This is a genomic window from Sphingomonas sp. (assembly GCF_017304635.1).
GTDB lineage: Bacteria > Pseudomonadota > Alphaproteobacteria > Sphingomonadales > Sphingomonadaceae > Sphingomonas.
Genome location: NZ_JAFKMA010000006.1, coordinates 121,410 through 144,738 on the forward strand (window position 1 = coordinate 121,410; position 23,329 = coordinate 144,738).

The 23,329-nt window shown below is 64.4% G+C and carries 20 protein-coding genes and 1 tRNA gene; 14 read left to right on the top strand and 7 right to left on the bottom strand.

Features of this window, described 5'->3' with window-relative positions:
* Positions 1-34: 34 nt before the first annotated feature.
* The gene (locus tag J0I47_RS15550) at positions 35-298 is read left to right on the top strand and encodes a GlsB/YeaQ/YmgE family stress response membrane protein (RefSeq protein WP_294047848.1); all 264 of its coding nucleotides are present in this window, start codon (positions 35-37) and stop codon (positions 296-298) included.
* Positions 299-359: 61 nt separating this feature from the next.
* On the opposite strand, the gene J0I47_RS15555 is transcribed toward J0I47_RS15550, so the two are convergent.
* Positions 360-1,085: an SIMPL domain-containing protein gene (locus J0I47_RS15555; protein WP_294047849.1), complete on the bottom strand. Its 726-nt coding sequence runs from the start codon at positions 1,083-1,085 to the stop codon at positions 360-362.
* 223 nt (positions 1,086-1,308) lie between these two features.
* Here J0I47_RS15555 and J0I47_RS15560 point away from each other — a divergent pair, with 223 nt between their 5' ends.
* The 3 genes from J0I47_RS15560 to J0I47_RS15570 all read left to right on the top strand — a co-directional run bounded on the left by J0I47_RS15560 (position 1,309) and on the right by J0I47_RS15570 (position 7,072).
* A complete protein-coding gene (locus tag J0I47_RS15560) occupies positions 1,309-2,490 on the top strand; it encodes an efflux RND transporter periplasmic adaptor subunit (RefSeq protein WP_294047850.1) in 1,182 nt (393 codons plus the stop codon).
* Positions 2,491-2,500: 10 nt separating this feature from the next.
* On the top strand, positions 2,501-5,650 hold the full coding sequence (locus tag J0I47_RS15565) for an efflux RND transporter permease subunit (protein WP_294047851.1): 3,150 nt from the start codon (positions 2,501-2,503) through the stop codon (positions 5,648-5,650).
* Between the two features lie 153 nt (positions 5,651-5,803).
* Entirely contained in the window at positions 5,804-7,072 is a 1,269-nt protein-coding gene (locus J0I47_RS15570) for a DUF445 domain-containing protein (protein ID WP_294047852.1), read from the top strand.
* A gap of 92 nt (positions 7,073-7,164) precedes the next feature.
* Here J0I47_RS15570 and J0I47_RS15575 read toward each other — a convergent pair whose 3' ends face one another.
* Entirely contained in the window at positions 7,165-7,941 is a 777-nt protein-coding gene (locus J0I47_RS15575) for an HAD-IB family hydrolase (RefSeq protein ID WP_366810250.1), read from the bottom strand.
* Here J0I47_RS15575 and J0I47_RS15580 point away from each other — a divergent pair.
* From J0I47_RS15580 to J0I47_RS15595, 4 genes are read left to right on the top strand one after another with little or no spacing between them, the layout of a single operon-like run.
* The gene (locus J0I47_RS15580) at positions 7,886-9,001 is read left to right on the top strand and encodes an ABC transporter permease (RefSeq protein WP_294047853.1); all 1,116 of its coding nucleotides are present in this window, start codon (positions 7,886-7,888) and stop codon (positions 8,999-9,001) included. The genes J0I47_RS15575 and J0I47_RS15580 overlap by 56 nt on opposite strands.
* Positions 9,001-9,870, top strand: coding sequence for an ABC transporter ATP-binding protein (locus tag J0I47_RS15585; RefSeq protein ID WP_294047854.1), 870 nt, complete (start codon positions 9,001-9,003; stop codon positions 9,868-9,870). The genes J0I47_RS15580 and J0I47_RS15585 overlap by 1 nt, the downstream gene beginning before the upstream one ends.
* A complete protein-coding gene (locus J0I47_RS15590; protein ID WP_294047855.1) occupies positions 9,870-10,820 on the top strand; it encodes an MlaD family protein in 951 nt (316 codons plus the stop codon). Before J0I47_RS15585 ends, J0I47_RS15590 begins: the two co-directional genes overlap by 1 nt.
* Before the next feature lies 1 nt (position 10,821).
* The gene (locus J0I47_RS15595; protein ID WP_294047856.1) at positions 10,822-11,421 is read left to right on the top strand and encodes an ABC-type transport auxiliary lipoprotein family protein; all 600 of its coding nucleotides are present in this window, start codon (positions 10,822-10,824) and stop codon (positions 11,419-11,421) included.
* A gap of 272 nt (positions 11,422-11,693) precedes the next feature.
* On the opposite strand, the gene J0I47_RS15600 is transcribed toward J0I47_RS15595, so the two are convergent.
* Positions 11,694-12,596 carry a peptidylprolyl isomerase gene (locus tag J0I47_RS15600; RefSeq protein WP_294047857.1) on the bottom strand — a complete coding sequence of 301 codons (903 nt, stop codon included), beginning with the start codon at positions 12,594-12,596 and terminating at the stop codon, positions 11,694-11,696.
* A gap of 90 nt (positions 12,597-12,686) precedes the next feature.
* Here J0I47_RS15600 and J0I47_RS15605 point away from each other — a divergent pair.
* From J0I47_RS15605 to J0I47_RS15615, 3 genes are all read left to right on the top strand, one after another.
* Positions 12,687-12,777 (top strand) — tRNA-Ser (locus J0I47_RS15605).
* 757 nt (positions 12,778-13,534) lie between these two features.
* Positions 13,535-14,854 carry a site-specific DNA-methyltransferase gene (locus J0I47_RS15610; protein WP_294047858.1) on the top strand — a complete coding sequence of 440 codons (1,320 nt, stop codon included), beginning with the start codon at positions 13,535-13,537 and terminating at the stop codon, positions 14,852-14,854.
* Between the two features lies 1 nt (position 14,855).
* Positions 14,856-15,266 (top strand): hypothetical protein, encoded by a 411-nt coding sequence (locus tag J0I47_RS15615; RefSeq protein WP_294047859.1) that lies wholly within the window; start codon positions 14,856-14,858, stop codon positions 15,264-15,266.
* A gap of 58 nt (positions 15,267-15,324) precedes the next feature.
* Here the strand turns inward: J0I47_RS15615 and J0I47_RS15620 are convergent, their stop codons facing one another.
* Positions 15,325-16,005, bottom strand: coding sequence for a hypothetical protein (locus tag J0I47_RS15620; RefSeq protein ID WP_294047860.1), 681 nt, complete (start codon positions 16,003-16,005; stop codon positions 15,325-15,327).
* A gap of 115 nt (positions 16,006-16,120) precedes the next feature.
* Here J0I47_RS15620 and J0I47_RS15625 point away from each other — a divergent pair, with 115 nt between their 5' ends.
* The gene (locus tag J0I47_RS15625; protein WP_294047861.1) at positions 16,121-16,324 is read left to right on the top strand and encodes a helix-turn-helix transcriptional regulator; all 204 of its coding nucleotides are present in this window, start codon (positions 16,121-16,123) and stop codon (positions 16,322-16,324) included.
* Positions 16,325-16,988: 664 nt separating this feature from the next.
* Here J0I47_RS15625 and J0I47_RS15630 read toward each other — a convergent pair.
* Both J0I47_RS15630 and J0I47_RS15635 read right to left on the bottom strand, forming a co-directional pair.
* The gene (locus J0I47_RS15630) at positions 16,989-18,752 is read right to left on the bottom strand and encodes an ATP-dependent helicase (protein WP_294047862.1); all 1,764 of its coding nucleotides are present in this window, start codon (positions 18,750-18,752) and stop codon (positions 16,989-16,991) included.
* On the bottom strand, positions 18,749-20,569 hold the full coding sequence (locus tag J0I47_RS15635) for an AAA family ATPase (protein WP_294047863.1): 1,821 nt from the start codon (positions 20,567-20,569) through the stop codon (positions 18,749-18,751). Before J0I47_RS15635 ends, J0I47_RS15630 begins: the two co-directional genes overlap by 4 nt.
* Positions 20,570-20,863: 294 nt before the next feature.
* On the opposite strand from J0I47_RS15635, the gene J0I47_RS15640 reads away from it, so the two are divergent.
* Positions 20,864-21,496, top strand: a complete 633-nt coding sequence (locus tag J0I47_RS15640; RefSeq protein ID WP_294047864.1) for a hypothetical protein — start codon at positions 20,864-20,866, stop codon at positions 21,494-21,496.
* The gene (locus J0I47_RS15645; RefSeq protein WP_294047865.1) at positions 21,493-22,569 is read left to right on the top strand and encodes an ImmA/IrrE family metallo-endopeptidase; all 1,077 of its coding nucleotides are present in this window, start codon (positions 21,493-21,495) and stop codon (positions 22,567-22,569) included. The genes J0I47_RS15640 and J0I47_RS15645 overlap by 4 nt, the downstream gene beginning before the upstream one ends.
* 118 nt (positions 22,570-22,687) lie before the next feature.
* Here J0I47_RS15645 and J0I47_RS15650 read toward each other — a convergent pair.
* The coding region (locus J0I47_RS15650) for a M13-type metalloendopeptidase (protein WP_294047866.1) at positions 22,688-23,329 on the bottom strand (642 nt) is incomplete at its 5' end.

Below are 23,329 nucleotides of genomic sequence, written 5' to 3' on the forward strand. Positions count from 1 at the left end.
CCGATCCGGGCGGGTGGTTTGTAGGAGAGAGTATATGACCATCGAACAACTCGTCATCTGGCTGGTCATCGGCGGCGTCATCGGCTGGCTCGCCAGCCTGCTCGTCCGCGGCACCGGCGAAGGCATCCTGCTCAACATCGTCGTCGGCATCGTCGGCTCGTTCATCGGCGCATGGCTGTTCGGCCCGATGTTCGGCGTCGGCACCGCCGGCCCCTATGTCAGCGCCTTCCTGGGCGCGGTCGTCCTGCTGCTGGTGGTGACGCTGGTGCAGCGCGCGGGCTATCGCCGCCGCATCTGATCGCCCGGCACGTCGTCCAGGCGAACAAGGGGGCCGCGCCGACCGCGCGGCCCCTTTTTCATCACTTGAGCAGGAAACGCACCGTCACCGTCGCGGTGACGTCGGTCTCGCCGGGCGCCAGCGCGGTGTCGGGCTGCGGCACCGCCTGCACGCGGGCATAGAAGACCGGGCGCGGCGGGGGCGAACCGGCATTCTCGCCATTCTCGTCGATCGCGACGATCCGCACCACGTTCAGCCCGGCCGCCCGTGCATAGAGATCGGCCCGCGCCCGCGCCCGCTTGACCGCATCGACTCGCGCCTCGTCGAGCGCCGCGTCGGGCTGGTCGAGCGACAGGTCCGGCCCCTGGATCTGGTTCGCCCCCTGCTTGACCAGCGCGTCGAGGATGCCGCCAGCCTTGGCGACGTCGCGGAAGCGGACCGACACCGTGTTCGACGCCTGGTACCCGGTCAGCACCGGCGGCTGGTTGTCCTGATACCGGTATTGCGGTTGCAGCGAGACGTTGGCGGTGGCGATGTCGCGCGCCTGCACCCCCGCCGCCTTCAGCGCCTGCATGACCCCCGCCATGCGCTGCGCATTCTCGCCCAGCGCCGCGCTGGCGGTCGTGGCTTGCGTCACCACCCCGGCGCGGATCGTCGCGATGTCGGGCACGCGCGTCGTCTTGCCGGTCGCGACCACCTCCAGAATGGCGCCGTCGGGCAGCACGGCGGGCGCCGCGGCGACCTGCGCGATCGCCGGGGTGGCGGCGATGGAGGCGAGGATCAGGGCGGCGGCGAGCGATTGGCGCATGGTCGGTTCTCCTTGGTCGAACGAGTCGATACGCTCGGATAAGGACGGACACCTTACCCGCGATGAACGAGGGCATCGACTTGCGATACGGTCGCAAAAAGCGCAAGAAGTGGCGGGGATAGCACCGAGCCTCTTGAGGTCGGTGCTTTATTTGTATAACACAGCATGACAATCGCGTGTCGCGGGCTGGGGCCGGGCACCATAAGGGGTGGGACGACGGGACGTGGCTGACACCAATTACGAGACGAGCGACCGCTATCTGATCGATGACAGCGATGCCCGCCGCAGCCGCCGGCGCTGGATCATCGTCGGCGTCGCCGCGATCGTCGTCGTGCTGCTGCTCGCCTTCGCGCTCATGCGCCCGCACAAGGCCGCGACCCCCGCCACCGGCGCCGCCGCACCGCAGCAGCAGGGCGACCAGTTGCCCCCCGTCACGGTGATGGCGCCGGGCAACGACACGGTCGATCGCACGATCACCGGCACCGGCAGCCTGGCGGCGCGGGTCGACATGCCGGTCGGCATCGCCGGCGAGGGCGGTCGCGTGACCGCGGTGTTGGTCCAGCCGGGCCAGTGGGTCAATGCCGGCCAGGTGCTGGCGACGGTCGACCGCTCGGTCCAGGCGCAGACCGCCAACAGCCTGGCGGCGCAGATTTCGGTCGCGCAGGCCGATGCCAAGATCGCGCAGTCGAACGTCGATCGCGCGCAGGCGCTGGTCGGGCGCGGCTTCATCTCGAAGGCCGACCTGGAAACCAAGATCGCGACGCGCGACGCCGCCATCGCCCGGGTACGGGTGGCGCAGGCGCAACTAGCGCAGCAGCGCGCGGCGAACGGGCGGCTCGACATCCGCGCGCCGGCGTCGGGGCTGGTCCTCACGCGCTCGGTCGAGCCGGGCCAGATCGTCAGCCCGGGGTCGGGCGTGCTGTTCCGGATGGCGCAGGGCGGCGAGTTCGAGCTGCGCGCCGAACTGAGCGAAAGCGACCTCCAGCAATTGAGCGTCGGCCAGCGCGCCGACGTGACCCCGGTCGGCAGCGACCGCAGCTTCAAGGGCGCGATCTGGCAGATCTCGCCCGTCATCGACCCGCAGTCGCGCCGCGGCACGGCGCGGATCGCCATCCCCTACGACAAGGCGCTGCGCCCGGGCGGCTTCGCTTCCGCGACGATCGCGGCGGGCGCGTCCACCGCGCCGGTCCTGCCCAACTCGGCGATTCAGACCGACGCGCAGGGCAATTTCGTGTATGTGCTGGGCAAGGACGATCGCGTGCACCGGACCAAGGTCACCGTCGGCGAAGTGTCCGACAAGGGCGTCGCGATCACCAGCGGGATCGGTCCCAACGACCGCGTGGTGCTGTCGGCGGGCGCGTTCCTGAGCGATAACCAGAAGATCAAGCCGATCCTGCGCAAATAAGGACGACCCGATGAGCTTCCGCAACATCTCCGCCTGGTCGATCCGCAACCCGGTCCCCAGCATCGTCCTGTTCTTCATGCTGACCGTCGCGGGGCTGTTCAGCTTCCGCACGATGCCGGTCAATAACGATCCCGACATCGATTTCCCGGTCGTGATCGTCAACGTGTCGCAGCCCGGCGCCGCGCCGACCGAGCTTGAGAACCAGGTGACGCAGAAGGTCGAGGCGGCGGTACGCAGCCTGGACGGGATCGACGAGATCAACTCGAACGTCAGCGAGGGATCGTCGACCACCATCGTCCAGCTCGCGATCGGCACCCCGATCGACCGCGCGGTAGAGGACGTGCGCAGCGCCATCCAGCAGATCCGCGGCTCGCTGCCCGACGGCATCCTCGAACCGCAGGTGTCGCGCGTCAACACGACCGGCAACGACCTGGCCAGCTATGCCGCGATCGCGACCGACATGACGGTCGAGGAACTGAGCTGGTACATCGACAATACCGTGACCAAGGAATTGCAGGCGGTGCCCGGCATGGCCACCGTCGAGCGCAACGGCGGCGTCAATCGCGAAATCCTGGTCAAGCTCGATCCGGCCAAGCTGCAATCGCTCGGCCTGACCGCCTCCGCGGTCAATGCGCAGTTGCGCCAGGTCAACCTGAACACCGCCGGCGGGCGCGCCCAGATCGCCGGGTCGGAGGAAAGCGTGCGCGTGCTGGGCAACGCGCCCAACGCCTATGCGCTCGGCCAGACCCAGATCGCGGTCGGCGGCGGCCGCATCGTCAAGCTGAGCGACATCGCGACCGTGGTCGACCAGTTCGCCGAACAGCGCTCCGCCTCGCAGCTCGACGGTCGCCAAGTCATCAGCTTCGATTTCCAGCGCGCCAAGGGCGCGTCGGACGTCAGCGTGTTCCACGACGCCGAGGCCAAGCTGCTGGCGCTCGAGAAGAAGGACCCGCGCGTCCACTTCCAGCTGATCGAGAACAACACCGAATATGCCGAGAAGCAGTATCATTCGGCGATCGAGGCGATGGTCGAGGGCGCCGCGCTGGCGGTCGTCGTGGTGTTCCTGTTCCTGCGCGACTGGCGCGCGACCGCGATCTCCGCGCTCGCCATCCCGCTGTCGGCGATCCCGACCTTCTGGATCATGGACCTGATGGGGTTCACGCTGAACCAGATGACCCTGCTCGCGCTCAGCCTGGTGGCGGGCGTGCTGGTCGACGACGCGATCGTGGAGATCGAGAACATCGTCCGCCACATGCGCATGGGCAAGACCGCGTACCAGGCGTCGATCGACGCCGCCGACGAGATCGGCATCGCGGTGCTGGCGACGACCATGTCGATCGTCGCCGTCTTCCTGCCGTGCGGCCTGATGCCGGGCGTGTCGGGCCAGTTCTTCAAGAACTTCGCGCTGACCGTCGTCGTCTCGGTGCTGATCTCGCTGGCGGTCGCGCGCCTCATCACGCCGATGATCGCGGCCTATTTCCTGAAAGCGAAGGGCCACGCGTCGCATGGCGAAGGCCGATTGATGGACAAGTATATGGGGGCGCTGCGCTGGACGCTGCGCCACCGCTGGTCGTCGATCGTCGCCGGGGCGGTCGCGCTGATCCTCACCGGGTTCATGTTCGCGATCCTGCCGCAATCGTTCCAGCCCGATCAGGATCAGGATTCGTCGACCGCCTCGATCGAGATGGTGCCCGGCACCACGCTCGCGCAGACGCAGGCGGTGGTCGATCGCGTCGCCGCCTTGCTCCGCGCGCAGCCGCAGGTCCAGCACGTCTACAGCCGCGCCGGCGTCGGCAGCGGCCGCGTCGAGGCGATCTTCAGGAAGGACAAGGACAAGAAGAGCGTCAAGTTCGAGCGCGACCTGGCGCCGACGCTGGCGGCGATCCCCGACGCGCGGGTGACGTTCCGCTCGCAGCAGGGCTGGGGCTCGTCGGGCCGCGACCTGACGCTCGTGCTGGGCGGGGCCGATCCCAAGCAGCTCAACGACGTCGCGCAGAAGATCGTGGCGCAGATGGCGTCGCTGAAAAGCGTGGTCGCGCCGCGCGTGCAGGGCGACCTGCAACAACCGGAGCTGGAGATCCGCCCGCGCTTCGACCTCGCCGCCGATCTGGGCGTGACGACCGCCGCTCTGTCCAACGCGATCCGGCTCGCGACGCTGGGCGACATTGAGCAGAACAAGGCGAAATTCTCGCTGTCGGACCGTCAGGTGCCGATCACGGTGATGCTCGAACAATCGTCGCGGTCGCGGCTGTCGACGATCCAGAACCTGCCGGTGCCGACCGCGACCGGTGGATCGGTGCCGCTGTCGACCGTCGCCGATATCGGCTTCGGCGCCAGCCCGTCGAAGATCCAGCGCGTCCAGTTGCAGCGCCAGATCACGATCGGCGCCGACCTGGGCCTCAACCCCAAGACCGGCAAGCCGCTGGTGTCGGGCGAGGCGTGGAAGGAAATCGACGCCCTGCCCGCGGTCAAGAACCTGCCGCCGGGCGTCGAGCGGCTGACGCTCGGCCAGCAGAAGTGGCAGGGCGAGATGATAAACAACTTCATCATCGCGTTGCTGTCGGGCATCTTCCTGGTGTTCGCGGTGCTGATCCTGCTCTACCGCCGCGTGCTGCCGCCGTTCGTCAACATGGGCTCGCTGCTGCTGGCGCCATTGGGCGGGTTGATCGCGCTGTGGATCGCGGGACAGCCAGTATCGATGCCGGTCTATATCGGCCTGCTGATGCTGCTCGGCATCGTCGCCAAGAACTCGATCCTGCTGATCGACTTCGCGCTGGAGGAGATGGGCAAGGGCGTGCCGAGCCTGGAAGCGATCGAGGATGCCGGGCACAAGCGCGCGCAGCCGATCGTGATGACCACGGTCGCGATGGTCGCGGGCATGGTGCCGACCGCGCTGTCGCTGTCGGGCGACGCGTCGTGGCGCGCGCCGATGGGCATCGTCGTGATCGGCGGGCTGTCGCTGTCGACCATCCTCACGCTGCTGATCGTGCCGGCGAGCTTCAGCCTGGCAATCGGAATCGAGGGCTGGCTGGGTCCGAAGCTCAGCCGCCGCCTGCTCACCTATCGCCCCGGCGACGAGGACCGGCCGGCGATCGAACACGACCAGGCGCCGCGGCCGATCGGCTATCACGGCGGCAAGGAGCAGCCGGCGGCGGAGTGACGTGCAAGCCCCTCCCCTTCAGGGGAGGGGTTGGGGTGGGGCAGTCACGGGCGAGCGATCTCGGTGAGACGTCCCCCACCCCCAGCCCCTCCCCTGAAGGGGAGGGGCTATTATGGCTTGAACCTTCCCCCGTTTGAGCGATTGTCCCTGACGATGCGGCCGACGCCCCTGCTCCTGTCCAGTTCCGGCGCGGCGCCGCCCGCGCTCCGCCGGATGAAGCTGGTCGCGCTCGCGCTGTTGCTGGCGATGGCGGCGTTGTTCTTCGTCGCCCGCGCGTTCGAGCCGCGGCACCCCGCCTGGGGCTTCGTCCGCGCCTTTGCCGAGGCAGCGATGGTCGGCGGGCTGGCCGACTGGTTCGCGGTCACCGCTTTGTTCCGCCATCCGCTCGGCCTGCCGATCCCGCACACCGCGATCGTGCCGCGCAACAAGGATCGCATCGGCGACAATCTCGCCCAGTTCCTGCGCAGCAACTTCCTGGTCCCGCGCGTCGTCGCGCGGCGGATGCAGCGGCTCGACGTGGCGGGCGCGGCGGGGCGCTGGCTCGCCAACCCGAAGGGCGCGACCGAGGGCCGATTGCGGCGCGGCGCCGCGCGGTTGGCGGTCGACATGCTGGAGTCGCTCGACCAGGAACGGCTCGGCGGAATGGTCCGCGGCACGATCGCGCAGCGCCTGCGCGCGCTGGAGATCGCGCCGCTGCTCGGCAACGCGCTGGCGGCGGCGATCGCCGACAATCGCCACGTTCCCTTGCTCGACGGGATCGTGAAGTGGGCGGCCAAGCTGCTCGAGGCGAACCAGCCGCTGATCCGCGCGATGGTGCACGACCGCTCGGGCGCGCTGATGCGGCTGACCGGGCTCGACGAGACGGTCGCGAACCGGATCATCGCCGGGCTCGACGGCATGATCCACGACATGGCGGAACAGCCCGACCATCCTTTACGCGCCAAGGCCGAGGAAGGGCTGGCGCAATTCGCCGACGACCTCCGCCACGATCCCGTCATGCGGGCGCGGGTCGAGGGGTTCAAGAACGAGATGCTCGACAACCCGGCGCTGACCGAGTGGTGGCAGGGGGTGTGGGACCACCTGCGCCAGGCAATGCTGCGCGTCGCGCGCGATCCCGACGCGATGATGGCCGGCAAGTTCGGCGAGGCGCTGCGCCAGCTCGGCGAGACGCTCCAGGCGAATGGCGAGTTGGCGACGACGATCAACCGCTTCGCGCGCCGCGCCGCGGTCGGCACGGCGGCGGATTACGGCGACGCGATCGTGCGGCTGGTGTCGGAAACGGTGCGCGGCTGGGACGCCGACACGATCACCCAACGACTGGAACATGCGGTCGGGCGCGACCTGCAATATATCCGGATCAACGGGACGCTGGTTGGCGGACTAGTGGGGTTGGCGATCCATATGGTGGACGTACTGGTGTAGCCGCCGTCATTGCGAGCGCAGCGAAGCAATCTAGGGCCGCGCAAACAACGCTGGATTGCCGCGTCGCTCCGCTCCTCGCATCGACGAACAGGCTACCGCCACTCCAGCACCGGCCACCCCTTCGCCGCCGCCAGTTGGCGTAGCGCCGCATGCGGACTCACCGCGAACGGCTCGTCCGCCCAATCGAGCGTCGGCGCGTCCGACACATGGTCCGAATAGAAGCGCACATGCGCGTCCTCCCGCGCGATCCCCTCGCGCGCCAGCCACGCCAGGATCATCGCCAGCTTGGCCTCGCCATAGCAATTCTCGCCGGCGATCCGCGCGATCAGACGGTCGCCCTCGATCGTCGAGGGCGTCGCGATCACGTCGGCGATGCCCAGCGCCGCCGCGATCGGCCGGACGTAGAAGTCGTAGCTCGCCGTCGCCAGCATCACGCGATAGCCGTCCGCGCGATCCGCCGCGATCCGCGCCAGCGCGTCGCCGCGCACGTCCTTCGCCGCGACGCGCGCCGCGAACGCCCGCGCCCGAGCCTCGACCGTCGCCGTCGCCGGACGGCGGCCGAGCACCAACGCCTGCGTCATCTCCTTCAGCCGCGCGCGGTCGATCCGCTTCGCCACGTACAGCATCGACGGCCCCAGCGTCGCCGCCACCCGCCACGGCCGCGCCCGGCCATAGCGCGCCAGGAACGGCGTCCACGTCGCATGGGCCGTGATCGTCTTGTCCATGTCATAGATCGCGAGGCGGTGCATCGTCTGGTTCTCATGCCGTTCATGTTGTTGCCGATCCAGCCATAATCGCCCATGACGACCGGTGATGAGCGCCGCCGCTTCCTTCGACGACGATTCGAGCAACGGGACGCTGCGTTTCACCGGGCGGCTGTCGCTGGCCGACCTCGGCGACCTGCCCGAACGGCTGGCCGCGCACGACAGCGGGGTCGAGATGCTCGACCTGTCGGGGATCGACCGGCTCGACACGATCGGCGCGTGGACGATCCACCGGTTCGCGCAGAAGACCGGCGCGACCGTGACCGGCCTCAACCGCGACCAGCAGCATCTGTTCGACCAGGTCGCCGCCGCCGACCAGCCCGTCAGTATCCGCGCCGAATATATCCCGCCGTTCCGCCGCGTGCTGGGCGAGATCGGCGACGCGACGATTTCGGCCTATCACACGATGATCGGCCTGCTCGGTTTCCTCGGCGCGACGACGCTGGCGTTCGGGGCGATCTTCAAGAGCCTGTTCGTGCCGCCGCGCCGCTTCCGCTTCAACGCGACGGTGCAGCGGTTCGAGGTGGTCGGCGTGTCGGCGCTCGGCATCATCGGGCTGATGAGCTTCCTGATCGGCATCGTCATCGCGCAACAGGGTGCGGTGCAGCTCAAGCAGTTCGGCGCCGAGCAATACACGATCAACCTGACCGGTCGCCTGGCGTTGCGTGAGCTCGGCGTGCTGATGACCGCGATCATGGTCGCGGGCCGCTCCGGCTCGGCGTTCGCGGCGCAGCTCGGCACGATGAAGCTGACCGAGGAAATCGACGCGATGCGCACGATCGGCGTGTCGCCGATGGAGGCGCTGGTGGTGCCGCGCGTGCTGGCGACGGTGCTGATGATGCCGCTGCTCGGCTTTTACGCCGCTTTGATCGCGATCATCGGCGGCGGCGTGCTGTGCTGGGCGCAGCTCGGCATCCCCTGGGTCACCTATGTCGAGCGCATCCGCGAGGTCGTGCCGATCAGCGACGTCTATGTCGGGCTCATCAAGGCGCCGGTGTTCGGCGCGATCATCGCGATCGCCGGCTGTTTCCAGGGCATGCAGGTCGAGGCCGATGCCGAGCAGGTCGGGCTGCGCACCACCTCCGCTGTCGTCCAGGGCATCTTCCTGGTGATCGTGATCGACGCCTTCTTCGCGGTGTTCTTCTCGTCGATCGGGTGGTTGTGATGGCGCCGCGACGCGATCCGCCGCAGGGCGAGCGCGACGTGGTCATCCACGTCCGCGGGCTGAAGAACTGCTTCGGCGAGCAGGTCGTGCACGAAGACCTCGACCTCGACGTCTATCGCGGCGAGATCATCGGCGTGGTCGGCGGGTCGGGCACCGGCAAGTCGGTGCTGATGCGATCGATCATCGGGTTGCAGACGCCTGCGGCCGGCGAGATCACCGTGTTCGGCGAGTCCACGATCGGCCGCGAGGAGACCGAGGCGACCGACATCCGCAAGCGCTGGGGCATATTGTTCCAGGGCGGCGCGCTATTCTCGACGCTGACGGTGGCCGAAAATGTCGAGGTGCCGATCAAGGAATTCTACCCCGCGCTCGACCCCGTGCTGCTCGACGAGATCGCGTCGTACAAGGTCGTGATGACCGGCCTGCCCGCCGATGCCGGGCCGAAATACCCCGCAGAACTGTCGGGCGGCATGAAGAAGCGCGCCGGGCTGGCGCGCGCGCTGGCGCTCGACCCCGAACTGCTGTTCCTCGACGAACCGACCGCGGGGCTCGACCCGATCGGCGCGGCCGCGTTCGACGAGCTGACGCTGTCGTTGCAGCGCACGCTGGGGCTGACGGTGTTCCTCATCACCCACGACCTCGACTCGCTGTACGCGATCTGCGACCGGGTCGCGGTGCTGGCGGACAAGAAGGTCATCGCGGTCGGCACCATCGACGAGCTGATCGCGTTGGACCATCCGTGGATCAAGGAATATTTCAACGGGCCGCGGGGACGCGCGGCCACCGCCACGCAGGAGGCGCAGGACGGACAGGCGCGCCTGCACGAGCAAGCGGCGGCGGGGAAGCCGTCAGAGATAGGGGCTGAGTGATGGAGACGCGTTCCAACCACGTGCTGGTCGGCGGGGTCGTGCTGATCCTGCTCGCGGTGCTGGCGCTGTTCATGGTGTGGATCTCGCGCTTCGGCGCCGAAGGCAAGCGCGAGTACGACATCTTCTTCAAGCAATCGGTCGACGGTCTGGCCAAGGGATCGCCGGTCAATTTCTCGGGCGTGCCGGTCGGCCAGGTCAAGGATATCGCGCTCGATCCGCGCCAGCCCGAATTCGTCCGCGTGCGCGTGACGGTCGACGACAAGACCCCGGTGCTGATCGGTACGACCGCGGCCGTCCAGGGCAGCTTCACCGGCCCCTCGACCGTCCAGCTCGACGGCGCGCAGGCCGGCAAGCCGCTGATCGATTGCTCCAACAGCCCCTGCCCGCTCGGCGTGCCGCGCATCCCGGCCAAGGCGAGCGGGTTCGGCGCGCTGCTGGCGAACGCGCCGCAATTGCTCGAGCGGCTGACGTCGCTGACCGAGCGGCTGACGGCGTTGCTCAGCGATCGCAACCAGGCGTCGATCGCCGGCATCCTGGAGAATACCAACCGCCTGTCGAAGGCGCTGGCCGATCGCGGGCCGGAAATCGCCGCCACGCTGGCCGAAACGCGCGTCGCGATCCAGAAAGCGGGCGACGCCGCGCAGCAGTTCGGCAAGCTGGCGGAGACCACCAACGGTCTGTTGGGCAGCGACGTGAAGCCGATGATCGCCAACCTCAACCGCACGATCGCGTCGGCCAACACGTCGATGAACACGCTGAACGCCGCGATCGGCGATGCGCGGCCCGGCCTCCAGGCGTTCTCGAAACAGACCGTTCCGGAAGTCGGCCAACTCGTCCACGACCTGCGCCAGATGGCGATGGCGCTGTCGTCGGTCGCGGAGAAGATCGACCGCGGCGGGGCGGGCTCGCTGGTCGGCGCCCCCAGCCTCCCCGATTATAAGGGCAAGTGAGATGATGACGCGATCCTTCTTCCGGTCCCGTGGCCTGCTGCTCGCCGCCCTGCCGCTGGCCGGTTGCATCAGCTTCGGGGGCAAGCCGCCCAAGGTGCTGCTGACGCTCGACGCCACCGCGACACTGCCGGTCGGGTCGACGCAGAATTCGGCGGCGGCCAAGACGATCACGATCCAGGTGCCGGTCGTCCCGCAATCGCTCGCGGTCGCGCGAGTGCCGGTGCAGACCGGCGACCAGGTCGCCTATGTCGTCGGCGCCGCCTGGGTGGAGGCGCCGCAACGGCTGTTCGCGCGGCTGACCTCCGACACGATCGCCGCCAAGACGGGCCGCGTCGTGCTGACCCCGGCGCAATCGTTCAGCGACCCCGGCGCGCAGCTGGCGGGCGAACTCCGCAACTTCGGCATCGACGGCGACCGCCACGAAGCGGTGGTGACCTACGACGCGACGCTGATCCGCGGCGCCGACCACAGCAAGGTCGAGAAGAAGCGGTTCGAGGCGCGCGTGCCGGTGGCGACGGTCACCGCGGAATCGATCGGCCCGGCGATCAACCAGGCGGCCAACCAGGTCGCGGGCGAAGTCGCGGACTGGGTGGGGGCCTGAGCTCGCCGTCGGAAAATAGCGGAGCTATTTTTCCGCGTCAGCGGCGAGCCGGCCAGCATCGCACCGCGAAGGCTGACGGCGCGGCTTTGCCGCGCCGGAACTTTGCCCATTAAGCTCCTCGTCCGCCAAACCCCAATTCGTCACCCCGGGCTCGACCGGGGTCCCGCTTCTTCCCTCTTCCTCAGCAGAAAAAGCGGGACCCCGGCTCAAGGCCGGGGTGACGGAAAAAGGCAGCCAGTCGCCCCGACGCGACCACGCGCTCCACCCCGGCCCTATTTCCGCCGCCGTACCGGCACCGCGACCGAACACACGTCGGCACCTCCCGCCGGCACCATGAAGAACGGCGGCTCGCGATTCTCCTTCGCGTGCAGGTACCGCGCGAACGCGGGCGTCGCCGGCAGCAGATATTCGAACCGCGGTCGCTCGCTCGCCGGGAGCGCGGACGCCAGCCGCGCGCGCACGATCGGCGTCGGCTTCTGTTCGTCGCCGTAGTACCCCATCTTGCCGGTCCCGCGGGACAGCGACGACAGCGCGTCGATCCCCTCGACCACGCGCCCGACCAGCGCGATGTTGCGGTCGAGCGCGCGCGGCGCGTGCCCGATCACGGCATAGAGCTCGGCCGAACTGCCGACCGACGGCGCCAGGTCGCGCCCGACCCCGACCATGCCGTAGCAGTGCGTCAGCCAGCTCGCCTTGCCGTCCGATCCGGTCGGCCAGCCGTCCGCCGAGAAGCCGGCGACCGCGGCATAGGAATCGGGCCGCGTCATCCGCACCTGCACCCGCGCGCCGCTGCGCACATATTCGGCGGGCGGACCGTCGGCGACACCGGCGGGCAGCGGCTTCTTCTCGGTCGCGTCGCCCCACTGCGCGACGTAATTGTCCTGCACGCGATAGATGCTGGTGCCGTCCCACCATTTGTCGTTGGCCAGGATTCGCATCCGCGCGACGTGGCGCGGCGCGAAACCGGGGGCGAGCTGGATCACCACCTGCCGCCCGTTCGCCAGCGTGAAGATCAGGATGTCGTCGTCGGGGATGGCGGCCCAGGCGCCGGCGGGGGCGGCCGCGACGATGTCGCCCGGCGAGGGCGGCGGCGCCGGCGTCTTGGCCGGCTTGGCGGCGGTGGCGGCGGGCGAAGCGGCCAGCGCCGCGGCGAGCAGGAACGGGACGATCGGCATAGTGCGCGACGCTGCCACGCTCCGCCGTTCCCGGCAAGCGCTTGCGCCCGGCGCACGCACTCTCTAACGCGGCCCCCGTCCAGTGCATGCGGAGCGGTGGCCGAGTGGTCGAAGGCGCTCGCCTGGAAAGTGAGTATACGTCAAAAGCGTATCGAGGGTTCGAATCCCTCCCGCTCCGCCACCCAGTCTTAAGTATCTGGTTTTACTCAGAAATCTTCCGGGAAACGGCGCATTTTCGCGCCTGTTCAGTTCCGTTCGGTACTGCGGAGAGTCACCTGATAACTGGGAATATGGTTTTCTCCGCGTTTTTCTCCCGGCGCATTCCCATCAGTACGCAATCGAAATGATGGTGATTCCGTATTGGCAGTTCGAATGACTACCCGCTCCGCCAGCCAGTCTCGGCTTCCGATAATTTTTTGAACTCACGCCTGTGAAGCGGCGCAATTCCGCGCCTGTCGGCGCCTGCTTGTGCACTGCAGAGAACCTTGCTCCCGCGCCACCACCCTCTTTTGGCCCCGCATTCTCTGGGTCTTCGACCGGCAGTACGGTTTGGTCACATGACGCGGTCAGCCGGACATGCCGGATATCGCCGTTCCCGTGTGAACGGGATTTCTACGGGAATGTCGCGTTACGAGGTGCTCATAACTGGCATGAAACTGCCAGTTTTCCGCGCGTATCATAGAAAAATCCCGTGGTCCTGGAACGGGATTTTTATGACGCGCGAACGGCGAGCAAACGGTCGACCAACTGCAAAAACGGGATTTGCCTGGTTTATTGAGGTGGGATGTAAGTATACGCACCATGCGTATTAGCTATACGCGTGTTGCGTATGTATTGAGTAGGTTTTTCCGAGGCGAGCTAAGCAATAGAGGCCTACCAGAGAAATTTCTATCCGTTCATGCTTGTGCTTTGATTTTTACGGCTTGTATCATGCACGTATGGAAACGCTCTCTGTTCGATACTTGCCGCCCGCTGCTCTTGTAGAAAATGCGCGTAATGCCCGCGTTCACTCGCCTAGCCAGGTCGCAAAGCTCGCACGCGCGATAAAGCGGTTCGGGTTCACCAACCCGATCATCGTCGACGCCGACGCGATGGTGCTGTGTGGTCATGGTCGCTTACTCGCAGCCAAGAAGCTTGGCTTGGCGACAGTCCCGACCGTCGAGCTTCGCTACATGACGCCAGCGCAAAAACGTGCGTTTGTCCTCGCCGATAATCAGCTCGGGGACGAGTCCAAGTTCGACAAGCGAGTGTTGGCGTTGGAGCTCGAAGAGCTTCTCCAGCTCGAGGATCCAGATTTCGAGATCGACGAGATCGGGTTCGAGTTGCCGGAGATCGACGCGCTTATCGACGGCCTCCATCGCGGAACGACAGAGTCGGAAGCGCCAGAGCCTGGCACCGTTCCGGCAATCGCTCGGCGCGGTGATCTGTGGCAGATCGGTAAACACCTGCTGTTCTGCGGCGATGCGCTTGATCCGCTGAGCTACGGGCCGCTGCTCAATGGCGAGCCGGCCAGGATCGTCTTTACGGATCCACCCTACAACTGCCGCATCGGTGGAAACGTCTCGGGGCTTGGCAAGATCAAGCATCGCGAGTTCGTCCAAGCGACCGGCGAGATGAGCGATGCGGAGTTCGCCGCTTTTTTGACGACGATGCTCAGCAACCTCAAAGCCAACAGCGTTGATGGCTCGATCCATTACGTGTGCATGGATTTTCGCCAGATCGCTCTCTTGATCAACGCCGGCAAGTCCGTGTTCGGCGAACTGAAGAACCTGTGTGTCTGGGACAAGGGTCACGGTTCGATGGGGGCATTTTATAGGGGCCAACATGAGCTGATCGCGGTCTTCAAGAACGGCAAGGCACCGCACCTCAATCAAGTGCAACTCGGTCGTTTCGGTCGAAATCGCACGAACGTCTGGTCGTATCCGGGAATGGCCGGCTTCCAGCGCGATCGGGATAAGAAGCTGGCGCTGCACTCCACGGTTAAACCGACCGCGCTGGTCGGTGACGCAATCCTCGATGCGTCAAACCCTGGCGATCTGGTGCTCGATCCGTTTTGCGGCTCAGGCACGACGCTGATCGCGGCGCACCGCACTAATCGCCGCTGCTGCGCCGTCGAGCTCGACCCCCGCTATGTCGACGTCGCTCTTCATCGAGTGGCGGAAGCGACCGGCCTCGAGCCGGTCAATCTGTGGACTGGCCTCACCGCCAACCAGACTGCCGAAATCGCCAAAACCAACACTCCAACCAAGGAAATGTGAGATGAGTAAGGGACGTAAAGGTGGATCGGACGACTATGAAGTGGGCTACAAGAAACCGCCCACCCACACGCGGTTCAAGCCCGGCAACCAAGCAGCCTCCACGTCGGACAAACCCCGGCGCCGCAAATCCCTGACGCTCGATCAGATGCTAGCACGCGTCTTGAAACAGAGTCGTTCTGTACGCCTGCCCGACGGTCGTACGGAGCGGAGGGCCAATCTTGAATTGATTGCGCAAAAGCTCGTGGCGATGGCGCTGTCGAACGAGCCGCGGCAGGTCCGGGTTGCGATCAATGCCATACGTGAGGTCAACCCGTTACTCGACGATCCGGCATCCAAAAGCCTCAAAGTCGAATTTGTTAATCCAACGAACTGGGATGAAATTGAGCGTCTGAGCAAGAAAAAGAAAGAGTAGCAAGATTTCGTTGGCGAGAGGTTGGGGCGATTTGCATCCGGCCTCTCGCCTTTTGTCATCAACGATTGCAAGCCGACGGCAACGAGGTTGCCGCGCTGGCCAGCGCCGAGGCTGCTTTGAATTCGATCGATCCAGGTGTGACACTTATGATCGTTAGAGCAACGTCACGGATTTGGAGTACGCGAGTGTACGCTGGAGCCGTGTACGTTTCATCGGCAACTGTGCCATTGTCCTCGGTCTCTTCGCGATAGCGGAACACCATTCGGCCGCCGCTCATGCTGACCAAGTCGATAGAGCGCTCTATGCTCGATCCCGGCTCGACCACTTGCATCTTTTGATAACGCACCTTGGTATCAAGGTCATAGCCGCGGCCCGACACGTCCTTGGCGACACGATCGAACGTGCAATCGCCATCGTCGTCGAGCAGGCAGACGTTGTTGGTCACGCTGCATGCTTTGAATGCTGCTTTAGATTTTACGCGCGTCATTGGGTCGTAAGCAGCGACGCTATAGACGTCAATCAGGACGCGCTTTCTCACTGCTTGCATGATCCGCGCACCTTCAACGACGATCGCGCGCTCGTCCGTCCAGATCGGCCGTCCGACCCGACCGGTCGCCTGGACGCCGGCAGGCGGTTCAAACCGATGCGTTTCGTTCGCCGTCTGAGCAACGCCTGAGCCAGACATCGCCAAGCTCGCAGCGTTCAGCCCGATGACCACCATTTTTGCCGCCTGCCTCATATTATCTCCGTCGACTATCAGTGACATTACAGAGCCGAGTGCATGGCGGACAGTCAACTCAATTGTCACTCATCGTCTGTAGATTGTTGAGTGACGCCGGCGCTCATCCTCGCGCGTGGATATTCGTCAACGCCTCGCCCGCAATTTGCGGCGGCTGCGCCAGGAGCGGGGCTGGAGCCAGGAGGATTTTGCTGACCGGGCGGGTATCCATCGCACCTATGTCAGCGATATCGAGCGGGGTGCGCGAAATCCCACGATCACCGTGGTAGAAAAGTTAGCTGGCCCGCTGGATGCGAGCGCGAGCGAATTGCTCGCCTAACCCATCTCATCACGAAAGCTGCCTATCGCCTTCAGTCGTGTGCCAAGCCTTTGTCGTTGGCGGAGGCGCCATGACACACGAGGAATTGATCGAAGTGCTGCTCAGCAAGGCCGGCGGCATGCTCTAGGATGCGAGCGCCGTCGCGGTCTCTCGAACCGAGCGCTCAGCGATTTCTGCGCGCGTCGCCTCCGTCCAGCGATCCGTTGATGACGCGGGCGTTTTGGCGCGCGCGGCGAGGGTAATAGCGACGTCGTTGATGAGCCTAAGCTAGCGAAATCTATCCAGTTCGCTGACGTATCACAGAAGCAAGTTCCTTATGCTGCAGCAGTGCGAATGATGGCTATCGAGAAGGTTGTGGCCAACGTCGTGCATCGGGCGCCCAACTGGTTGTGGCATGATCTCATGTAAGACGTTCGCTCTGCACGGACGGCGGCTGAAGAGGCATTGGCGGCTATAATCGTCCGCGCGTTGGCGGGATACCCGGATTGAACGACAGGAAATGGGCCGGTAGCAGACAGTCGCCTTGTGGCGCGTCGGTAAGGGAAAGCAGACTTTCGCTGTTGGCATCGTCCGTGGCCCGAATGTGAGCCGCCTATCGGCCGCGATTTTCAATTACCAATCTCGGGGACGTCAAACGCAAAACTCATTTTAACAGGGCAAGCATTCATTCAAGTCCGGCCTGCGCAATGAACGGGGTCGGCGTGTTCTTCCAGTGTGACTGATCGGACGCGACGACAAGGACGCGCTTGGCACGGGTCAGGCCGACATAGAATAGTCGCCGAGACTCGTCATACGCTTCCTGCGTCGATGTCGAGAAATGCGGGATACTGCCATTGTTCATGCAGATCAGAGCGACCCCATCGAACTCGCGCCCCTTGGAATTGTGCAGCGTGATAAGCTTAAGCGCATGCTCGGGATTGGCGAACAGGCCCATATCGGAGATCAGCAGATTCGCGAGATCGACCTTGCTGGCCTGCATGTCGGACAGCATCTCCTCGGCGGAATCGATTAGCGGCTGTTTGGCGCTGCCCGGCAACCATTCCTCGCGTTCGAGATAGTCACCAGCCTCGCGGGAGATGGCGCGCAGCCAAGCGACGCCGCCGGGATACCGGTCGGCGAGTTCGCGAGCGAGATAGATCAGGCCGAGCGCCACGCGACGCCCCTGATAGCTGAATAAATCGTAGCGCGAGTTCCCGGTGAGATCACCGATAAGCCGAAACAGCGCCCGCTCGACACCCGGGAGTCCGAGGTAATTGTCGGCCTCGGCGCACGCTCCAAGTTGCTCGGCAAGTCCGGCAAGCAGACGCCGACGCTTATACGGACGCGCACCCGGACCGAAGACCGGGACGTCGAATTCGCGGAGAGCGCGGGCGACTGGGATGAGATGCGTCCACCATGGCGCAAGTATCGCGGCCTTGCCAAGCGGGATGCCGGCATCCTGCAGGGCGGGCAGGAAATGGTCGGTGATTGCATCGATCGGCCGGCCGACATGGACGTAGTTCACGTGCGCCGCGAGCTGGGCTGCATCACCCGCCGACTGCATCCCCGGCACCGTCGGGATGAGTGTTGATGCAGTGCTGACTATCGCCGGCCCGCATCGGAAGTTGCCAGTCAGGACCGTATCGCGGTGCGCGTCGATCTGATCGCCGAACTGCTCGGCGAGTTCGGGGCGAGCGCCGGCAAAGCGCATGATCGACTGGTTCTGATCACCCACGAGAAAGAAGCGGGTGTGGAGGAAGTGCCGGAGCGCCCCGAAGATGGCAATCTGGATGTCTGTGGTGTCCTGGAATTCGTCGATCAGCAGCCAAGCAAAGCGGCTCGCGATACCGCGTCCGACAAACGGGTACTGTTCGAGTATCTTCCATGAATAATAGAGGATCATCCCGAAATCGAGATATCCGTGGGCGCGGACTCGCTCCCAATAGAGCGCAGCGGATTCATTGGTGACGATACCGGTCTCGATACCCTGGCCGCAGGGTTCGCCGTTCACGTCGATGCGAAGCGATTCATAGTCTTCGAACACCTGCCCGGCGGGCGTGCGACCGAAGGCGTCCTCGACCGCCGTCACGATCTGCTCGAATAGGCTGTTCTCGCGAGAGAGCACCTGAAACGACGCTGGCACCTCTGGAATCAACCAACTGTAGGGACGGGCAATGAATTGCAGGCAGAAAGCGTGGATCGTGGAGATTTCACAGCGGTCCGCGATCGCATTGTTCCCGTAGGTGCGTAAGCGGGCCTCGATCTCGTCGACCGCGGCATTGGTATAGGTGATGCAGCCGATGAACTTAGGCGTGCCGACGACCTGATCGGCCAGCGTCAGCAGTTTGGCGAGAATGACCCGCGTCTTGCCGCTGCCTGGGCAAGCCGTCAGCAGTAGATTGCCGTCATGTTCGACCGCCTCGCGCTGTTCGGGTGTCAGCCGGATCATTCGGTGAGCCACTCATAGGCCTGCTCGATATAGGGCGGCAGATCGGTCGCGAGATTAGCGTAGCGCGCCGCTATTTGCGCGAAACGCGCTTTGCCAAAGCGCTTGGCGGCATTGAGCGTGATACGGCCAAGCTCAACGCGCAGCGCCGTCTCATCGACGACGTCCATGCCCCCGAGCGCAAGCGTTGCGAGCCCATTCTCCATCTGCGCTAGAATCTGCGGGGCGCCGAGAGCACGAACTGTCTCGATCAGCATTGGCAGGCGCCCGACCGATACCAGTTCGCGTTCGAAAGTGGTGGCGCCCGCGAATGTGTTCACAAAGTCGCTTTCCAGTGCCACCAAATTGGGAGCATCGGCTTCCGCATTAAAGTCCTCGGCGTCGGACGGCGTCATGTCAGCATCAGCCACGATGGCGCACTTCTTTTCGAGCGAGCCAGCGCGGAACAGCTTGGCATAGACGTCGAAATGGACGCCATGAATCGCGATAACCGAGATGCCGAGCCGCTCGAGCTTTACGCCGTACACCTGCTCGATCAACGCCGGGATCAGGAACATCTCGGCTGGCCCTTCGACCAGCATGACCTTGCGGGCGTAGAGCAATGCGCTTTTGGTTGCGTCGAGATAGCGTTCGAGATCAGCAATCTCCGGCGCGGTCAGCGCTGCGTTGAGCGCGAGATTGCCCGCAGCAATCGTCGCGTCCTCGCGCTTAGTGAGCGATACAATGCTGCTCAGCGGAACCTGTGAGGTCACCTGGGTGCTGTGACTGGTCAAGATGGTCTGCACGCCGATTGCGCGCAATGCAGCGATCAGCGAAAATTGCAGCTGGGGATGGAGATGCGCTTCGGGCTCCTCAAGCAAGATCAACTGGCCGGCTGAGCGGTCGAGCGCAATCCGCCGCTGGAGATATTCCATCAGGATCGCGATGTAGAGGATGTTGTTCATGCCAAGACCGTTGCGGCCAGGTTCAAACGAGGTGAGCGACAGGTCCGACAGAATGATTTTTAGATTGCGGATGATTGCGCGGAAGGTCGCGGCGGACAGGCCGAGCGTAGCGTCCATCTCGAACGCCGGGCCGGAGACGTCTTTGAACCGCGCGTCGATTGCCGCTGCTATCTGTGCGATAGTCGCCGAGTTCGCGATTGCCTGATTGGCGTGGTCGAGGATGGCAATCAGGGCGTCCTGCTCGGCCGCATCGATTTCGAAGGCCTCGATCAGGCGGACAAGCGGTGACTGGCGGGGATTGCGCAGGTCGTTCTCCACATCGCGGAGCGCGGGCAGATGAACGAGAAGGTAAGATTGTAAGTCGGCGAAGCGCACGGACTCGCCAATCCCTTCGTCATCCCACGCAATGTCGGTGAGGTCGATCGCGGGATCACCCCCACCGCGGATTTCCCACTGATAATCCTCAAGGGTTAGCGTCCCGGGTACGATGTCGCCACTCGCAAGCTTCTCCCTTACAGCTGGACGTGGACGGAAGCGGTAAAATATGCGCGCACGATCTGCGGCGGTCTTCCAGGTGCTGACCAGTGCTTCTTCGTTCACCTTGCCTTCGAACCCAGTCAGCTCGATGCCGATCAGAACCTGGCTTGGCTCGGCAACATCGATCGCGGAATGGATGTCCTCGCGCAGCAGTGACCGGAAACTCGACGGCAACATATTGTCGAGACAGATCTGGACCGCCCGCAGTATCGCGGTCTTGCCGGTGTTGTTCTCGCCGATAATGCAGCACAGATCATCAGCGACATTTACGTCGAGGGACGCGAAGGCGCGAAAGTTCTGAATGACGATCCGAGCTACCCGCATCATTTTCACCCACATGGTCGGCGACGAAGGATCACCACGACGCAAATCGATTGAATCATGCCCGTTAACAAGACAAGCACGTTCACAGAGGCTGCACCGGATCGGATTATTTCCTAGGAATTTCCGATGACGGCCCCTGTGCCGCTTGGCAGCTGCGGCTTCGTGAGCCGGGCACGGAAAGCGGGGCCTTCAATCATCGGTCAAGCGACCGAAGTCGTGAGGCATCGAGGCACGATACTGCTGAACGGCCAGCTTGCGTTTAATTATTACGCCCTCTATAGTGGGCGTAATTATTAAACGGAGAGGCCGATGCCCGCGTTCGCTACGGCAATCATTCAAGGTGATGCAACAGTCGCCGCCCGGCTGGCCGACTTCGGGCTCGTCCCAGATCAGCTTCTGGCCGTGGCTAGGACCGCGCGAGCCTGGGCCGACGACGCTAGCCCCCTTATGCCGGTCAATGCCCCAGGGACACTGGCATACATCCACGGCGTCATGGAACTTCGTCAGCAAATGCTCGACGGCAGCTACACCGTGGATCGCACCTGCGGAATAGAGGCGGTGGTGAACCGCGACCGCCGCATTCGCATCGCGTTTCAGAACGTCGACCGGGCCTGTGACCCGAATTTCCCGCCTAGTCCACGATCATCCAAAGGTAGCGCCTCCGAACTTCTTTGCGGCCCGACCTTGTTCGAATACTCAGGCGTCGATACCGGCCCACTAACCGGTGTAATTTCAGACGGCGTGCCGACCTACTACGCGATGGTGGGCGAGGACGGCAGCGTTGAGTTGTCCCATCCGGTTATTAGCAACGGATCTTTCGTCCAGTTCCACGAGCGAATCCTGATCTCAGCGCCGGACGCTGATTGGGCCGATACCATTGATCCAGATACCGGGCCTGTCGAGGACTTCGACATCCCAGTTCGTTTCAAAACTGGCGTATGAGCTTCTCCGCCCATCGCCTCACCATCGCTCGGCAAAGAAGGAAACTGACCGGCAAGGAGCTCGGCGAGATTGCCGGACTGACGCCCGTGACCGTGTCGAAGGCTGAGAACGGACATCAGGTCGAACCGGGAACCGCGGAGCGCCTAGCGGCGGCGCTCGGCTTCCCCCTTGACTTCTTCTATCTCGAGGCGCCCGAGATGGTGGAGGCGGATACGGTTAGTTTCCGCAGCCTGAAGAAGATGAGCGCGGCGGAGCGCGACGCCTCCCTCGCCGCCGGCTCGCTCGGCGTCGAGCTCTACGGATGGATCGATAATCGCTTCGATCTGCCCGAAGCCGACCTCATTGATCTCAACAAGGAGCGGAGCCGCCCGGAGAGCGCGGCGCGCCTCCTGCGTCAGCACTGGGGTCTCGGCGACCGACCCATCGGCAACATGCTTAAGCTGCTGGAGTCGAAGGGCGTTAGGGTATTGTCGCTATCGGAGAATACGCTCAACGTCGACGCCTACTCTTTCTGGCGCGGTGATCACCCCTACATCTTCCTGAACCAAGAGAAGAGCGCGGAGCGTTCCATATTCGATAGCGCGCACGAACTGGGCCACTTGGTGCTCCATCACCACGCTGGTGCGCGCAACGACAAGGGCGCCGAGTTTCAGGCCGATCAGTTTGCGTCGGCGTTCCTGATGCCCGAGCATGATGTCAAAAACGAGCTGTCGACGATTGTGTCGCCCCAGCAGATTATCCGCGCGAAGAGCCGGTGGCGGGTTTCCGCAATGGCGCTTGCCTATCGGTTGCACTCTCTGAACCTCCTTAGCGATTGGAACTATAGATCGTTTTGCATCGAGCTGGGCAAACTCGGCTACCGCAGCGGCGAACCTCAGGGCGTCGAGCGCGAGACTTCGGTCGTGCTTGCAAAGGTCCTGACGGCACTTTGGACGAAGAGACTTACCAAGGCCGAGATCGCAAGCGATCTCGCCGTTCCGACCGAAGAGGTTGAGAGCTTAATTTTTGGGCTTGCTGGACCATCCGCACCGGTTGGCTCACCCGGATCGCTGGAGCTGGTTCAAAGCAAATAGCGGGCGAACTGCGTGACACCGATCGCGCATCACGTAGCGGCCTGAGCGGACGACGGCTTTCCGGATCAGCTCTCGCTCATTCAACGACCGAAATTAGGGCGCATTGTTGCCTTTGGCGCTACCAAATTCGTACGCGCGACCCTGACGCCAAATAGTATTTCTCGCCCGGCTTCACGCCGAACGCGTCATACCAAGCATCGACATTACGCACTGCGCCAATCACGCGGAACCGGTTGGGGGCGTGATCGTCGTTCGACAGAGTCGCTCGCATGAAATCGTCGCTGTCCTTAGAACGCCGCACCTGGGTGTAGGACAGAAAAAAGCGCTGGTCGCCGGTCAGTCCGTCGATCACCGGTGCGGGCTTGCCGCCCAGCGATGCATGATAGGCGTCCAGCGCGGCGAGCAGGCCGCCGAGGTCCGCGATGTTCTCGCCCATCGTCAGCTGGCCGTTGACGTGTTGTCCCGGCAGCGGCTCGAACGCGTCATATTGCGCGCCGAGCACGGCGATGCGGCGATCGAACTCGGCGACGTCGGTGGACGTCCACCAATCCTTGAAGTTGCCGTTAATATCGATCTGGCGACCGGCGTTGTCGAAGCTGTGCGTCAATTCGTGGCCGATTATTGCGCCGATCCCGCCGTAATTGACGGCCGGATCGGCGGTCATGCTGAAGAAGGGCGGCTGCAACCGCGCGGCGGGGAAGACGATCTTGAGTTGCTGTCCGGAATTGTCGGCGTTGATGGTTTGCGGCGTCAGATCCCC

What these genes read in the sequence shown, in the direction of transcription:
- J0I47_RS15585 (WP_294047854.1), top strand. Translation starts at nt 9,001, where the DNA reads ATGGCGCCGCGACGCGATCCGCCGCAGGGCGAGCGCGACGTGGTCATC.
- J0I47_RS15600 (WP_294047857.1), bottom strand. Translation starts at nt 12,596, where the DNA reads ATGCCGATCGTCCCGTTCCTGCTCGCCGCGGCGCTGGCCGCTTCGCCC.
- J0I47_RS15645 (WP_294047865.1), top strand. Translation starts at nt 21,493, where the DNA reads ATGAGCTTCTCCGCCCATCGCCTCACCATCGCTCGGCAAAGAAGGAAA.
- J0I47_RS15555 (WP_294047849.1), bottom strand. Translation starts at nt 1,085, where the DNA reads ATGCGCCAATCGCTCGCCGCCGCCCTGATCCTCGCCTCCATCGCCGCC.
- J0I47_RS15615 (WP_294047859.1), top strand. Translation starts at nt 14,856, where the DNA reads ATGAGTAAGGGACGTAAAGGTGGATCGGACGACTATGAAGTGGGCTAC.
- J0I47_RS15550 (WP_294047848.1), top strand. Translation starts at nt 35, where the DNA reads ATGACCATCGAACAACTCGTCATCTGGCTGGTCATCGGCGGCGTCATC.
- J0I47_RS15640 (WP_294047864.1), top strand. Translation starts at nt 20,864, where the DNA reads ATGCCCGCGTTCGCTACGGCAATCATTCAAGGTGATGCAACAGTCGCC.
- J0I47_RS15610 (WP_294047858.1), top strand. Translation starts at nt 13,535, where the DNA reads ATGGAAACGCTCTCTGTTCGATACTTGCCGCCCGCTGCTCTTGTAGAA.
- J0I47_RS15595 (WP_294047856.1), top strand. Translation starts at nt 10,822, where the DNA reads ATGATGACGCGATCCTTCTTCCGGTCCCGTGGCCTGCTGCTCGCCGCC.
- J0I47_RS15635 (WP_294047863.1), bottom strand. Translation starts at nt 20,569, where the DNA reads ATGTGGGTGAAAATGATGCGGGTAGCTCGGATCGTCATTCAGAACTTT.
- J0I47_RS15565 (WP_294047851.1), top strand. Translation starts at nt 2,501, where the DNA reads ATGAGCTTCCGCAACATCTCCGCCTGGTCGATCCGCAACCCGGTCCCC.
- J0I47_RS15580 (WP_294047853.1), top strand. Translation starts at nt 7,886, where the DNA reads ATGAGCGCCGCCGCTTCCTTCGACGACGATTCGAGCAACGGGACGCTG.
- J0I47_RS15620 (WP_294047860.1), bottom strand. Translation starts at nt 16,005, where the DNA reads ATGAGGCAGGCGGCAAAAATGGTGGTCATCGGGCTGAACGCTGCGAGC.
- J0I47_RS15630 (WP_294047862.1), bottom strand. Translation starts at nt 18,752, where the DNA reads ATGATCCGGCTGACACCCGAACAGCGCGAGGCGGTCGAACATGACGGC.
- J0I47_RS15590 (WP_294047855.1), top strand. Translation starts at nt 9,870, where the DNA reads ATGGAGACGCGTTCCAACCACGTGCTGGTCGGCGGGGTCGTGCTGATC.
- J0I47_RS15570 (WP_294047852.1), top strand. Translation starts at nt 5,804, where the DNA reads ATGCGGCCGACGCCCCTGCTCCTGTCCAGTTCCGGCGCGGCGCCGCCC.